This is a genomic window from Cellulosimicrobium composti (genome assembly GCF_009711085.1).
Lineage (GTDB): Bacteria > Actinomycetota > Actinomycetes > Actinomycetales > Cellulomonadaceae > Cellulosimicrobium > Cellulosimicrobium composti.
Window position 1 is genome coordinate 1 of the sequence record NZ_WMKA01000018.1, and the last position, 13,660, is coordinate 13,660.

The following is a 13,660-nucleotide window of genomic DNA, read 5'->3' on the forward strand; positions in this document are numbered from 1 at the left end:
GGCGCGCGTGCACGCGGACACGCTGCTCGGCGGCGCGGACGGCCTGCTGCGGTGGCTCGACGACGAGCCGGGCGGGCGAGCGCCCGCGACCGCGCGCGCCGCGGCCCGGCTGCGCGCGTGGGACCGGCGCATGGACGCGGGCAGCACCGACGCGGCGCTGTTCGCCGCATGGAGGTCGGCCCTCGTGCGCCGGGTCACGGCGCACCCGGCGATCGCACCCCTGCACGCGCCGCACGGCCTCGACGAGGTGTTCGCGCCGTGGATGTCCGTCCCGGGGCGCGTCGCCGACGCCCTGCCCGCGCTGCTCGGCGCAGCGTGGCTCGGGATCGACTGCGCCGCCGAGGCGTGGGCCGCGCTGGCCGAGGTGGCCCACGCCGACGACGGCCGCACCGGACCGGCGCCGACGTGGGGCGACACGCACCGCGTGCTCGGACTGCACGTGCTCCTCGACGTCCCGGGCGCCCCCGCGCCGCGCGTTCCGGCCGTGCCGCTCGGCGGCGACACCGACACCGTGCGATGCACAGCGAGCACACCCGGCACCACCGACACGTGCGTGCGCGGATCGGTCGCGCGGTGGGTGTGGGACCTCGCCGACCGGGACGCGAGCCGCTGGGGCGTCCCGTTCGGCGCGAGCGGCGACCCGCGCTCGCCCCACTTCGCGGACCAGCTCGACGCGTGGGCCCACGCCGCGACCGTGCCCGTCGTGACCGACTGGACCCGGCTGACCCTGGAGGAGTCCCGATGACCGCGCCCACCACGCGCGCCCCCGACCCGGCGCGCGGCCTGCCCGGCCCGGGGGAGGGCCCCCTGCGCACGGGCACGCCCGGCGAGCTCCTGCGCACCCACACCGCGCCCGACGGCGGCGAGCTCACGCTGCGCGTCCTCGACCCGGACGCCGACCTCGACGTGCTGCACGCGTGGGTGAGCCGGCCGTGGGCACGGTTCTGGGGCCTCGGCGGACTGACGCGGTCCGCGCTGCGCGACCTCTACGCGCACGTCGGGTCGCTGCCCACCCACCACGCGTTCCTCGTGCGCTGGGACGCGGAGCCCGTCGCGCTCCTGCAGACGTACGAGCCCGCGCACGACCCCGTCGCCGACGCCTACGTCGTGCGGCCGGGCGACGTCGGCGCGCACTTCCTCCTCGGCGGTCGCGGCCCGCGCGGGACGCGCCTGTGGGACGCGCTCGGCCCGCTCGTCGTCGGGTTCTGCCTCGACGACCCGCGCGCCGACCGGGTCGTCGTCGAGCCCGACACGGCGAACGACCGCGCCCACGCCCGCATGCGCACGCTCGGGTTCGAGGTCGCCGCGCCCGTGCGCGTCGGCGACAAGGACGCGCTGCTCGCGTTCCTCACGCGCGAGCGCGCCCGCCCCCTCCTCGACGCCGCCGCGGCCGCCGTGCGCCGCTGAGCGACGCCGGGGTCCCGGCGCCCGCCCCCGACCCGACCGGGCGCCTCGCGCCGCGCGGACCTCAGGGACCTCAGCGCGCGCCGGCGACCGCGTGCCCGGCGTCGCGCAGCGCGCGGGTCGCAGCCGCCAGCCGCCCTTCCGGGACGAGCACCAGGTCCGCGTGGAACGTGGACGCGACGAACACCGGCACCCCGGCCTCGGCGAGCGGCCCGACGACGGACGCGAGCACCCCCGTCGTCTCCAGCCCGTGCGCCGACCCGTAGAACCCCGCCCACCGCTCGGCCTCGTCGAACGGCGACGCGTGCCGCACCACCGTCAGCCCCTCGGGCGCGCGCACGAGGGCGACCCACTCGTCGTCCTCGGGGAACGTGGCGCCCGGGACGTGGGCGAGCAGGAATCGGTCGGGGACGACGTGCAGGTCCAGCGAGGTCATGCGCCGCACCGTAGCGGTCCGCGCCCACACCCCGCCCGCGCCGTCGGGCGCGGAGGTCGCTCACCGCGCCAGGCGCTCGACGACCGCCCCGTACAGCCACGGCGCGGCGCTCGCGGCGGGCACGATCGCGCGGCGCGCGGGGCTGCCCGCCCAGGCCAGGAGCCCTGCGGTGAGCACGCGGTAGTCGCGCGTGGCGCGCGCCCACGCGCGCTCGTACGCCGCCGCGTCGTCGAGGTGGCGCACCGCGGCCTGCGCCTGCGCGAGCCCGACGCGCACGCCCTCGCCCGTGAGCGCGTCGACGTACCCCGACGCGTCGCCGACGAGCCGTACGCGCCCGGCGGTGCGGCGCCGGGCGCGCTGGCGCAGCGGCCCGGCGCCGCGCACGCGCCCGAGGACGGGCACGTCCCGCACGCGGTCGGCGAGCTCGGGGAACGCGTCGAGGCCGGCCCGTGCGTCGCGCCCGCCGGCGCGCGAGGTGTCGCGGTGGGTGAGGACGGCGATGCCGACGACGTCGGGCGCGACCGGCGTCACGTACGCCTCGGCGTGCGGCGCCCAGTGCACCTCGACGAGGTCGGTCCAGGGCGCGACGCGGTAGTGGGTGCGCAGCCCGAACCGGGCGCGACCGCGTGCGGGGGCCTCGAGACCGGCGAGGCGCCGCACGGTCGAGTGCAGCCCGTCGCACCCCAGGAGCCAGTCGGCCCGGACGACGCGCGAACCGTCGCCCTGGTCGGAGGGCGCGTCGTCGTGCGGGTCGAGGGTGACGTCGACGCCGCGGGCGTCCTGCGTGAGCGTGCGCAGCGTCGCGTGCTCGACGACCACGCCCTCGGCGAGCGCGCGCTCGCGCAGCGCCGCGTGCAGCGCGGTGCGGCGCACGCCCCGGCCCGGTCCCGCGGCGAACGGGTGGTCGGCGTGGCGCGTGGCGTCGCGGTAGCTGATGCCGGCGAGCGGGTGCCCGGGCGGGTCGACGCCCAGGTCGAGGACGGCGGCGAGCGCGCCGGGCAGCAGGCCCTCGCCGCACGCCTTGTCGATGACGCCCGCGCGGCGGTCGACGACGACGACGTCGTGCCCGGCGCGGCGCGCGTGCAGCGCGGCGGCGAGCCCGACGGGCCCGCCCCCGACGACGAGCACGTCGGTGCGCGCGCGGGTCACGGCGTGCCCGCTCCGGGTGCGTCGGCGCCGGGGCGGGTCGCGGTGGTCGCGAGCGTGAGGGCGCGCTCCTCGGCGGGGATGCGGAACCGGGCCAGCAGGACGGCGTTGAGCACGGTGAACGCGACCGCCGTCACCCAGCACGAGTGCACGAGCGGCAGGGCGAACCCCTCGACGACGACGGCGACGTAGTTGGGGTGGCGCAGCCACCGGTACGGCCCGCGCGCCACGAGCGGCAGGCCGGGCACGACGATGACGCGCGTGTTCCAGCGCGGACCGAGCGTCGCGATGCACCACCAGCGCAGGCCCTGGCTCGCGAGCACGAGGACGAGCATGGGCCACCCGAGCCACGGCAGGAACGGGCGGTCGGCGAGCCACGCCTCGGCGACGCACGCGAGGAGCAGCCCCGTGTGCAGGGCGACCATGGCGGGGAAGTGCCCGCGCCCGGACTCGACGCCGCCGCGCGCGAACGACCAGCGCGCGTTGCGGGCCGAGACGACGAGCTCGGCGAGCCGCTCGAGCGCGGTCGCGCCGACGAGCGCGACGTACCACGCGAGGCTCATGCGCGTGCCCCCTGCCGGGTCGCGGCCGCGCTCCGGGGCGCACGGCCCTCGAGGCGCAGCAGCACGAGCTCGGTGCTCACGCCCGGGCCGAACGCCAGGAGGACCGCGGGGACGCCGGGCGGGGCGTCGGTGCGCGCGAGCGTCGCGGCGAGCACGTGGAGCACGGACGCCGACGACAGGTTGCCGGTCGTGCGCAGGGCGTCCCGGCTGGTCGCGAGGTCCTCGTCGTCGAGGCCGAGCGCGTCGCGCACCGCGTCGAGGACGCGCGGGCCGCCCGCGTGGACGACCCACGCCCCGACGTCGGCCGGCTCGAGGTCGTGCTCGGCGAGCAGCGCCTTGACGTCGCCCAGCAGGTGCGCGCCGATGAGCTCCGGCAGGCGCGCGGACAGCACGATCTCGAACCCGGTGTCGCCGACGCGCCAGCCCAGGTCGCCCGTGGTGCCCGGGTGCAGGTGGGAGCGCGACTCGACGACGCGGGCGCCGGGGCGGCGGCGCGGCGCGCCGTACGCGCCGGGGCGCCGCGCGAGGCGGTGCTCGTCGCCCACGAGGACGGCCGCGGCGGCGCCGTCGCCGAACAGGCCGGAGGCGACGAGGTTCGCCGTGGACGGGTCGCCGCGCTGCAGCGTGAGGGAGCACAGCTCGACCGCGACGAGGAGCGCGACGTCGCGCGGTCGCCCGCGCAGCAGGTCGTCGGCGCGCGCGAGCCCGGCCGCGCCGCCCGCGCACCCCCACCCGAACGAGGGCGTGCGCCGCACGTCGGCGCGCAGCCCGAGCCGGGCGGCGAGGAGCACGTCGAGCGTGGGCGCGCCCACCCCGGTGACGGTCGTCAGGACGACGTGGTCCACCTCGTCGGCGCGCAGCCCGGCGTCGTCCAGCGCGGCGCGGCACGCGCGCTCGGCGAGGTCGGTGCCGTGGGCGAGGAACGCGTCGTTGGCGGACCCGAACGACAGCCCGCCGTAGTCGGCGAGGGGCAGGGCGAGGTGACGGGTCTCGACGCCCGCGTGGGCGTGCAGGCGGCGCGTGAGCGCGCGGCGCACCGGGTCGTCCGTGAGCAGCTCGCTCGTGACCCGGGAGATCTCGTCCTGACGGTACGCGTGCTCGGGAAGCGAGGTCCCGACGGCGACGACTCGCGACATGCCCGCATCGTCGCACCGGCCCGGCCCGCCCGCGCGGGGTGCGGCGGGTCGCGCCGGCAGGCGCGCGCGCGGCGCCCGGTCGGGCTAGGTTGCGCCCATGGTGACCGGTCGCCCGGGCGGGCTCGTGCGGGCCCTCGTCGTCGCGAGCCACTTCCCGCCCACGGTGATGGTCACCGCGTTCGCGCTCGTGCTGAGCGCCGGCATCGGGGCCGGGGCGCGCACGACGACGCTCGTCGCCCTCGCCGTGCTCGCCGGCCAGCTCTCGGTCGGGTGGTGCAACGACTGGCTCGACGCGCGCCGCGACCTCGCCGTCGGGCGCGCGGACAAGCCGGTCGTGGCGGGCCTCGTGACGCCCGGGGTGCTGCGGGCCGCGGCGTTCGTCGCCCTCGGGGCGTGCGTGGTGCTGTCGTTCGCGACGGGCGTCGTGCCGGGGGCCGTGCACGTCGTCGCGGTCGCGAGCGCGTGGTCGTACAACGCGGTGCTCAAGGCGACGTGGTGGTCGTGGGCGCCGTACGCGCTGTCCTTCGGGCTGCTCGCGGTGTTCGTCGTGCTCGCGGCGCCCGGCGACGGGCGGCCCGCGCCGTGGGCGGTCGCGGCGGCCGCGCTGCTCGGCGTCGGTGCGCACGTCGCGAACACGCTGCCGGACCTCGAGGACGACGCGGCCACGGGGGTGCGGGGGCTGCCGCACCGCCTCGGCCGCCGGGCGAGCACGGTCCTCGCGCCCGTGCTGCTCGGCGCGGCGTCGGTGCTCGTCGTGCTCGCGCCGCCGGGCCCGCCCGGGCCGGCGGGCTGGGCGCTGGGGGCGGTCGCCGTCGTGCTGGCCGTCACGGCCGGGGGGAGCGGGGTCGCGCGCCCGCGCAGCCGCGCCCCGTTCGCGCTGTCGATGGCGGTGGCCGGCGTGTGCGTCGTGCTGCTCGTGCTCGCCGCGCCCGCCGTCGTCCTCGCGGGCTGACCGGCCCTGCGGGTCAGCGCGTGAGGTGGACGGACGCCTCGGCGGTGTACGTCTGGAAGGTGAGCGACGCGAGCAGGTAGAGGCGGACCTCGTCGGCGGTGTGGTCGAGGTACCCGATCGACACGTCCTGCCCGATCGTCAGCTCGTGGTCCCCGCCGCGCGTGGTGAGCAGGTAGCCGCCGCGCAGGGCGGGCGCCCAGACGATGTCGCGCTGCACCATGCGCTCGAGCTGCTCGCGGATCGGGTAGCCGTGGTCGCGCGTCTCGGACACGGCCGTGTACAGGTCGGCGTCGAGCACGAGCGCGTACGGGCCCTCGACGCCCGCGAGGCGCAGCTCGGTCTGCGCGGCGGCGACGGCGTCGGGCAGGTCGCGCGGGTCGCTCGGTACGGCGACCGGCGGGTTGTCCGACCCGGGCCCGATGCCGGTGATCCCGGCGGCGGCGTACCCCTCGAACACGGCGCGGTCCTCGGCGCGGGCGAGCGCCGTCGCGGCGTCCTTGACCGGCTGCCAGTCCGAGTCCTTCGAGCCGCGCGCGACGTCGTCGACCGCCTGGCGCGAGAGGGTGAACGGCACCTGGAGCTCGACGAGCGGGACGACGCCGCGCAGGCGCGCGCGGATGCCGTCGTGGGGCGCCTCGACGTCGGTGACGTGGCCCGTGCGGGCCGCGGCGGTGCCGAAGCCGAGCGGCCCCGTCACGTCGACGACGCGCCGCCCCGCGACGTTGCGCACGAACGTGCGCCGCGCCTCGTCGGCGATCTCGGCCCACGCGGCGTCCGTGACGGGCGCGAGCCAGCGGTGCAGCGTCGAGTCACCCGGCGCACCCGCGCCGCTCGTGGGGGCGACCGAGCCCGGGTCCGGTTCCGTGACGCTCACGACGGTTCTCCTCTCAGCGACCCGATCGCGAGCGACCCGACGGGCGCGGCGGTGGCGGGTGAGGCGGTGGGTGCGGCGGCGGACGGGGGCGTCGCGTCGGCCGGCGGGGGGCCGGGGTCGGCCGCGTCGAGCACGTCCGGGGCGTCGTCGGCGAGCGACTCGAGCAGGTCGAGCGACGGGACGAAGAACGACGTGCCCGTCAGGGGTGTCGACACGTCGAGGATGCGGTCGTAGCGGCCGGGCGGGCTGCCGACGAACATGCGGTCGAGCATGCGCTCGACGACGCCCACGTCGGCCGCGTACGCGATGTAGTACGTGCCGAGCACGCCCGCGGCGGGGTCGCCGAACGCCATGTTGTCGCGCAGCACGTCCCGCTCGGTGCCGTCCTCCTCGACGATCGTGTTGAGCGAGACGTGCGAGTCCGGGGGCTGCACGTCGTCGGGCAGCTCGACGTCGTCGAGCTTCGTGCGCCCGATGATGCGCTCCTGCGCCTCGACGGGCAGCGCGCCCCACGCCGCGAGGTCGTGCACGTACTTCTGCACCACGACGTGGCTGCCCCCGGCGAACGGGCCGTCCGGGATGATCGCGGCGCCCACGGCGGCCCGGCCCGTGGGGTTCTCCGTGCCGTCGACGAACCCGAGCAGGTCGCGGGAGTCGAAGTAGCGGAAGCCCGTGACGTGGTCCTCGACGCGCACCGCGTCGCCGAGCGCCGCCATGAGCTGGCGCGTGAGCTCGAACGTCAGGTCCGCACGGTCGGCGCGCACGTGGAACAGGACGTCGCCCGGGGTCGACGGGGCGTCGTGCACCGCGCCGTGCACCGCGCGGAACGGGTGCAGCCCCTCGGGCCGCGGCGCGCCCGGAGGGCGGACCGCGTCCCAGAACGAGGACCCGAGGCCGACGACGCACGTCAGGCCCGCCGCGGCCTGGCGGAAGCCGACCGCGCGCACGAGGTCGTTCACGGACGACGCGACGTCGAGCAGCCGGGCGCGCGACCCGGGCACGCCCGACGCGGACACGACGAGGAACACCGCCGACTCGGTCAGGCCGCCCAGCACCGCCTGGGGCTCGGGCACGCCCGCCGGGACGGCGACGCTCGCACCGGTTCCCTGGGTCGTGTTCTGCGGCACGAGGCGAGCGTCCCACGCAGGCCCGCCGAGCGCACGCGCTCCGCGACGCTCAGCGCGCAGCCGCGACGAGCCCGTCCACGACGGCCGCCGCGCCCGGGGCCGGTCGCTCCCCGTACGTGACGGCGAGCACGCGGCGCGCCGCGCCCGGCAGCGCGTGCGCGACCACGCGCGGGTCCCGGTGCGCGCGCAGCGCCAGGGCCGGCAGGAGCGAGACGCCGACCCCCGACGCCACGAGCGCCTGCACCGCGACGTAGTCGTCCGTCTCGAACGCGACGCGCGGCGTGAACCCGGCACGCTCGCACCGCCCCACGAGGTCGGCCCGGCAGCGCTCGCACCCGGCGATCCACGCGGTGTCGGCGAGCGGCTCGAGGTCCACGGGTGCGTCGTCCGGGTCGCGGCCCGGCGCCGCGTCGTCCCCGGCACCCGGGCGGTCGTCCGTGCCGGCGTCCCCTGGGCCCGCCGGGCGCACGAGGAACAGCTCCTCGGCCAGCACCGGCACGGCGCGCAGGCCCTCGACGTCGACGGGGGAGCGGTCGTGCTCGAACACCAGCGCCACGTCCACCGCGCCGCGCCGCAGCGCGTCGAGCGCCTCCGGCGGCTCCGCCTCGACCAGCCCCACGCCCAGGCCCGGGTGGTCGCGCGCGAGCCGCCCCACGACGTCGGGCACGAGCGTCGCCAGCGCCGACGGGAACGCCGCGAGCCGCACCCGCCCTGCCGAGAGCGACACGAGCGCGTCCAGCTCCTCGCGCGCCGCGCCCACGCGCCCCAGGATCTCCTCCGCGCGTGCCGCGAGCAGCCGGCCCGCCGCCGTCAGGCGCACGCCCCGCCCGTGCCGCTCCAGCAGCGGCACCCCCACCTCCGCCTCCAGGCGCGCCAGGTGGTGGCTCACCGACGGCTGGGCGTAGTGCAGCGATCGCGCCGCCGCCGTCACCGAGCCCTCGCGCGCGACCGCCGCCAGCACCCGCAGCCGCGTCAGGTCCACGTCCCCGCCCTCATGGGACGAATCATAGGCCGCGTCGATCGGTCCAGTCGGAACAGGCATTGGACCGATGAGTCGGCGCGCGGCACCGTGGACACATGGCCCCCGCAGACCTCGCCCCGCCCACGATGCGCGACGTCCTCGACGCCCGCCGGCTCCTCGCGCCGCACCTCGACCTCACGCCCGCACGCACCTACCCGGCGCTCGACCGCGCCACCGGGGCGCGCGTCGTCGTCAAGCACGAGAACCTCCAGCCCACCGGCGCGTTCAAGGTCCGCGGCGCCCTCAACCTCCTGCTGCGCCTCACCCCCGAGGACCGCGCCCGCGGCGTCACCGCATTCTCCACCGGCAACCACGCCCAGGCCGTCGCGCACGCCGCCCGCGCCGCCCGCGCCGCGTGCACCGTCGTCATGCCCACCGACCCCAACCCCACCAAGGCCGCCGCCGTGCGCGACCTCGGCGCCCGCCTCGTCCTCGCCGGCACCACGTTCGACGACGCGCGCGAGCACGCCACCGCGCTCGCCGCCGACGACGGGTCGCGCCTCGTCAGCGCCGCGAACGAGCCGCTCCTCGTCGCGGGCGTCGCCACCGCGTACGTCGAGCTGCTCGAGCACGCCCCCGACCTCGACGTCCTCGTCGTCCCCGTGGGCGGCGGCAGCGGCGCCGCGGCCGCGTGCCTCGTCGCCCGCGCGGTCGCCCCCGGCCTCGAGGTCGTCGCCGTCCAGTCCTCCGCGTCACCCGCCGCGCACGACTCGTGGCGCGCCGGGCAGCCCGTGTCCCGCCCGAACACGTCCCGCGCCGAGGGCCTGGCCACCGGCACCGGGTTCGACCTCACCCAGGCCGTGCTGCGCGAGCACCTCGACGACTTCGTCCTCGTCGACGACGACGCGATCGACCGCGCCGCCGCCCTCTACCTCACCGCGGCCCGCACCGTCGCCGAGGGCGCGGGCGCCGCAGCGCTCGCCGCCGTCCTGGCCGACCCCGCCCGGTTCGCCGGGCGGCGCGTCGGCGTCGTGTGCTCGGGCGGCAACGCGAGCCCTGCGGAGCTGCGGCGCGTGTGCGCGCACCTGCCGCGCTGAGCGCACCCACCGCCGCCGCGAGGTCGGGGCGCACGGGCGCGGCGCGCCGCACCACCTGCCCGCAGCGGCGGCCGGGCCTAGGCTCGGGCCATGGCCCGCTACCTCGACGTGCACCCCGACAACCCGCAGCCGCGCGCGATCGCGCAGGTCGTCGCGCTCCTCGAGGACGACGGCCTCGTCGTCTACCCGACCGACTCCGGGTACGCGCTCGGGTGCCGCATGGACGCGCGCGACGCCGCCGAGCGCATCCGCCGCATCCGCCACCTCGACGACCGCCACCACTTCACGCTCGTGTGCGCCGACTTCGCCCAGCTCGGCCACTTCGTCATGGTCGACAACGCGGTGTTCCGCTCCATCAAGGCCGCCACACCCGGCCCCTACACGTTCATCCTGCGCGCCACCTCCGAGGTGCCGCGCCGACTCGCCCACCCCAAGAAGAAGACCGTCGGCGTCCGCATCCCCGACGACACCGTCGCGCAAGCCATCGTCGCCGCGCTCGGCGAGCCGATCCTGTCGAGCTCGCTCATCCTCCCCGGCTCCACCGAGGCGCTCACCGACGGGTGGGCCATCAAGGAGGAGCTCGACCACGTCGTCGACGCCGTCGTCGACGGCGGCGAGCGCGGCAGCGAGCCCACGACCGTCGTCGACGTGTCCGACGGCGTCCCCGAGGTCGTGCGCGTCGGCGCGGGCGACCCCGCGCGCTTCGAGTAGCCAACCGCGCACCTCGCTCTCACCGGAACCGGCCCACCCCGTCCCGAACGGCTGCGCCCGGCGACGTGCGCCGAGAACGACCCCGCTCGCCGTCGAGCACGAGGTTGCTGCCGGAAAGCGCCCGATGACGACAGCAACCCCGTGCTCGGCGCTCACCCGGGCGGGCCCAGCAGACGACGCAGGCGCACCAGGTCCACCGGGTCGACGAGCGTCCCGCGCTCCTCGCGCACCCACCAGTCGCCCGAGCGCCGCCGCTCCGCGCGCGTCGTGAACCGGTACCGGAACACGCGCGCCCGCACCCACCGCGGCGCCGGGCCCTCCGGGTCGTGCGCGAACGGGTCCGCCCCGAGCAGGCGCAACGTCGGCCCGTCCGCCTCGAGCAGCCGCAGCAGCAGCACCTCGAACCAGCGCGTGCCCGGCGACCCCAACGCCAGGAACCACATCTGCCAGTCCAGCCGCAGGTGGTACGGCGCCACCTGCGGCGGACGCCGCGACACGTCACCCGGCTTGCCGCGGAACGCGTACTCCACCCAGTCGTCCGGACCCGGCGACCGCGCCGTCGACCCCTCCACCACCACCTCGTCCCGACGCCGCGACACCGACCCGAACGCCCCGTACGCGTTGACCAGCCGGAACGGCTCGAAGCTCGCGTTCATCAGCTGGCGACGCGACACCAGGTTCCGCGCCGGGCGCACGCTCAGCACGGCCAGCAGCACCGACACCGCCACCACCGCCACCACCAGCGCGACCGGACCGCCCACGCCCGACCCGCCGCCGTCCGGCACCGACCCCGCACCCAGCGCCGGCACCAGCCACGACCCCAGCGCCGCCCACACGCCGTCGCTCACCACGCCCAGCCCCAGCACGACCGTCAACCAGTTCAGCCACGCGAAGTTCCCCGTCACCAGCAACCACGCCTGCGTCAGCACCACCACCCCGCCCGCCACGCTCGCCACCGGCTGCGGCGCGAACAGCGCGAACGGCACCACCAGCTGCGTCACGTGGTTGCCCGCCACCTCCACCCGGTGCCACCACCGCGGCAGGTGGTGCGCGTGCCACGAGAACGGGCCCGGCAGCGGCTGCGTCTCGTGGTGATAGTCCAGCGCCGTCAGGTCCCGCCACGCCCGGTCCCCACGCAGCTTGATCAGCCCCGCGCCCAGCTCCACCCGGAACAGGCACCACCGCGCCGCCAGCAGCACCAGCACCGGGGGAGCGGCACCCCCGCCCGACGAGCCCAACCACCCCACGAGGAACGTCACCTCGCACAGCAACGACTCCCAGCCGAACCCGTAGAACCGCTGCCCCACGTTCACCACCGACAGGTACGCCGCCCACAGCAGCAGGAACGCGAGCGTCGTCACCCACCACGGCCCCCGCTGCGGCACCCCCACCACCAGCAGCGTCGCCAGCACCGCCCCGCACCACCCGAGCCCCACGACGAACCCGTCCGAGCACCGCCACCGCAGCACGCTCGGCCCGACCCGCCACGACGTGCGCGCCACGAACCCCGCCACCGGCAGCAGCCCCCGCTCACCCAGCAACGGACGCCACTGCCGCACCACCACCACGAACGCCACCACCAGCACCGCCGCCGTACCCCGCTGCAGCACCTCGCGCGCCACGTCGTAGTCCGCCCCCCAGAACCACGACCCCCACCAGCCCGCCTCACCCGGCGACCACCCGCCCGTCATCCCCTCACGGTAGGCACGTGATCCGCGTCTCACCCGCGCGCCGCCCACCCCCGCCACCAGGCCACCCGCCACACCCCGCCCCTACCATCAGGGCATGAGCAGCCAGGGCCTCGCCCAGTCCACCGACCGCATGCGCGACGCCGGCGTCGCACCCGCCGCCGTCGACGTCTTCGCCCGCTTCTACCGGCTCCTCGAGTCCGGCGCGACCGGCATGATCCCCGAGGCCGACGTCGAACCCCTCACCGACGTCACCCACCGCGACGACCTCCACGTCCCCGACGACACCGCACGCGACGCCCTGCGACGCACCGCCGTCATCAAGCTCAACGGCGGCCTCGGCACCTCCATGGGCATGGACCGCGCCAAGTCCCTCCTCACCGTCCGCGACACCGACCCCCAACGCCCCGACAGCGGCCCCCTCACCTTCCTCGACGTCATCGTCGCCCAGGTCCGCGCCGCCCGGCACACCACCGGAGCACCCCTGCCCCTGCTCCTCATGAACTCCTTCCGCACCCAGGCCGACACCCTCGCCGCCCTCACCCCCCACGACGACCTCCCCGTCACCGGCCTCCCGCTCGACTTCCTCCAGAACCGCGAGCCCAAGCTCCTCGCCACCGACCTCACCCCCGTCGACTGGCCCGCCGACCCCGAGCTCGAATGGTGCCCGCCCGGCCACGGAGACCTCTACACCGCCCTCCACGCCTCCGGCGCCCTCCGCGCCCTCCTCGACGCCGGCTACCGCTACGCCAGCGTCTCCAACTCCGACAACCTCGGCGCCGCCCCCGACGCCACCATGGCCGGCTGGTTCGCCACCAGCGGCGCCCCCTTCGCCGCCGAGGTCGCCCGCCGCACCCCCGCCGACCGCAAGGGCGGACACCTCGTCGTCCGCCGCAGCGACGGCCGCCTCGTCCTGCGCGAGACCGCCCAGACCCCGAAGGACGACCAGGACGCCGCCGCCGACATCTCCCGGCACCGGTACTTCAACACCAACAACCTCTGGCTCGACCTCGAGGCGCTCGCGGCCGAGCTCGACCGCACCGGTGGCGTGCTCGAGCTCCCGCTCATCAAGAACACGAAGACCGTGGACCCGACCGACCCGTCGTCGCCCGAGGTCGTGCAGATCGAGTCCGCCATGGGCGCGGCGGTCGAGGTGTTCGACGGCGCCGTCGCGATCGAGGTGGGCCGCGACCGGTTCCTGCCGGTCAAGACGACGAACGACCTGCTGGTGCTGCGCTCCGACGTCTACGACCTCGACGACGCCTACCGGTTCGTCGCGCGCACCGACGCGCCGCTCGTCGACCTCGACCCTGCGCACTACAAGACCATCGCCGCGTTCGACGCCCGGTTCGACGACGGCACGCCCTCCCTGTGCGCCGCGCGGTCGCTCACGGTCCGCGGGGACTGGGCCTTCGGCTCCGGCGTCACCGTCACGGGCGACGCCGTGCTGGCCGACCCAGGCGGCTCCGCCCGCGTGCCCGACGGCGCCGTCGTGGGCCCGGACGGCGTCAGCGACTGACCCTCCCCGCCGAGCATGCGGTTGCTGCCCAGGAGCGGCCCCGCAC

14 protein-coding genes are annotated in these 13,660 nt (G+C 77.2%); 6 read left to right on the plus strand and 8 right to left on the minus strand.

From position 1 onward, the window contains the following. Both GJV82_RS09465 and GJV82_RS09470 read left to right on the plus strand, forming a co-directional pair. Positions 1 to 745, plus strand: a 745-nt coding sequence (locus tag GJV82_RS09465; RefSeq protein ID WP_196217215.1) for a penicillin acylase family protein, incomplete at its 5' end; no start/stop codon positions are given. Next, on the plus strand, positions 742 to 1,407 hold the full coding sequence (locus tag GJV82_RS09470; RefSeq protein ID WP_155099050.1) for a GNAT family N-acetyltransferase: 666 nt from the start codon (positions 742 to 744) through the stop codon (positions 1,405 to 1,407). The genes GJV82_RS09465 and GJV82_RS09470, both read left to right, overlap by 4 nt. Before the next feature lie 70 nt (positions 1,408 to 1,477). Here GJV82_RS09470 and GJV82_RS09475 read toward each other — a convergent pair whose 3' ends face one another. Genes GJV82_RS09475 through GJV82_RS09490 form a run of 4 tightly spaced genes read right to left on the minus strand, consistent with a single transcriptional unit; the run spans position 1,478 to position 4,685 of the window. Continuing rightward, a complete protein-coding gene (locus tag GJV82_RS09475) occupies positions 1,478 to 1,840 on the minus strand; it encodes an ACT domain-containing protein (RefSeq protein WP_155099051.1) in 363 nt (120 codons plus the stop codon). A gap of 60 nt (positions 1,841 to 1,900) precedes the next feature. After that, positions 1,901 to 2,989, minus strand: coding sequence for an NAD(P)/FAD-dependent oxidoreductase (locus GJV82_RS09480; RefSeq protein WP_318657474.1), 1,089 nt, complete (start codon positions 2,987 to 2,989; stop codon positions 1,901 to 1,903). Continuing rightward, positions 2,986 to 3,549 (minus strand): isoprenylcysteine carboxyl methyltransferase family protein, encoded by a 564-nt coding sequence (locus GJV82_RS09485; RefSeq protein WP_155099052.1) that lies wholly within the window; start codon positions 3,547 to 3,549, stop codon positions 2,986 to 2,988. The genes GJV82_RS09480 and GJV82_RS09485 overlap by 4 nt, the downstream gene beginning before the upstream one ends. Then, positions 3,546 to 4,685: a type III polyketide synthase gene (locus GJV82_RS09490; protein WP_155099053.1), complete on the minus strand. Its 1,140-nt coding sequence runs from the start codon at positions 4,683 to 4,685 to the stop codon at positions 3,546 to 3,548. The genes GJV82_RS09485 and GJV82_RS09490 overlap by 4 nt, the downstream gene beginning before the upstream one ends. 97 nt (positions 4,686 to 4,782) lie before the next feature. Here GJV82_RS09490 and GJV82_RS09495 point away from each other — a divergent pair, with 97 nt between their 5' ends. Continuing rightward, the gene (locus GJV82_RS09495; RefSeq protein ID WP_155099054.1) at positions 4,783 to 5,637 is read left to right on the plus strand and encodes a UbiA family prenyltransferase; all 855 of its coding nucleotides are present in this window, start codon (positions 4,783 to 4,785) and stop codon (positions 5,635 to 5,637) included. A 13-nt stretch (positions 5,638 to 5,650) separates the two neighbouring features. Here GJV82_RS09495 and GJV82_RS09500 read toward each other — a convergent pair whose 3' ends face one another. The 3 genes from GJV82_RS09500 to GJV82_RS09510 are packed head-to-tail and all read right to left on the minus strand — an operon-like array spanning position 5,651 to position 8,620. After that, entirely contained in the window at positions 5,651 to 6,511 is an 861-nt protein-coding gene (locus GJV82_RS09500; protein WP_024839715.1) for a family 1 encapsulin nanocompartment shell protein, read from the minus strand. Beyond that, positions 6,508 to 7,638 carry a Dyp-type peroxidase gene (locus GJV82_RS09505; RefSeq protein ID WP_318657475.1) on the minus strand — a complete coding sequence of 377 codons (1,131 nt, stop codon included), beginning with the start codon at positions 7,636 to 7,638 and terminating at the stop codon, positions 6,508 to 6,510. The genes GJV82_RS09500 and GJV82_RS09505 overlap by 4 nt, the downstream gene beginning before the upstream one ends. 49 nt (positions 7,639 to 7,687) lie before the next feature. Further along, entirely contained in the window at positions 7,688 to 8,620 is a 933-nt protein-coding gene (locus GJV82_RS09510) for a LysR substrate-binding domain-containing protein (protein ID WP_318657476.1), read from the minus strand. Between the two features lie 95 nt (positions 8,621 to 8,715). On the opposite strand from GJV82_RS09510, the gene GJV82_RS09515 reads away from it, so the two are divergent. Together GJV82_RS09515 and GJV82_RS09520 are read left to right on the plus strand one after the other, a co-directional pair. Next, a complete protein-coding gene (locus GJV82_RS09515; protein ID WP_155099056.1) occupies positions 8,716 to 9,696 on the plus strand; it encodes a threonine ammonia-lyase in 981 nt (326 codons plus the stop codon). A gap of 90 nt (positions 9,697 to 9,786) precedes the next feature. After that, on the plus strand, positions 9,787 to 10,407 hold the full coding sequence (locus GJV82_RS09520) for an L-threonylcarbamoyladenylate synthase (protein WP_155099057.1): 621 nt from the start codon (positions 9,787 to 9,789) through the stop codon (positions 10,405 to 10,407). 152 nt (positions 10,408 to 10,559) lie between these two features. Here GJV82_RS09520 and GJV82_RS09525 read toward each other — a convergent pair whose 3' ends face one another. Next, positions 10,560 to 12,098, minus strand: a complete 1,539-nt coding sequence (locus GJV82_RS09525) for a lipase maturation factor family protein (RefSeq protein WP_155099058.1) — start codon at positions 12,096 to 12,098, stop codon at positions 10,560 to 10,562. 94 nt (positions 12,099 to 12,192) lie between these two features. On the opposite strand from GJV82_RS09525, the gene GJV82_RS09530 reads away from it, so the two are divergent. Continuing rightward, positions 12,193 to 13,614, plus strand: a complete 1,422-nt coding sequence (locus GJV82_RS09530) for a UTP--glucose-1-phosphate uridylyltransferase (RefSeq protein WP_155099059.1) — start codon at positions 12,193 to 12,195, stop codon at positions 13,612 to 13,614. The last annotated feature ends 46 nt before the right edge of the window (positions 13,615 to 13,660 follow it).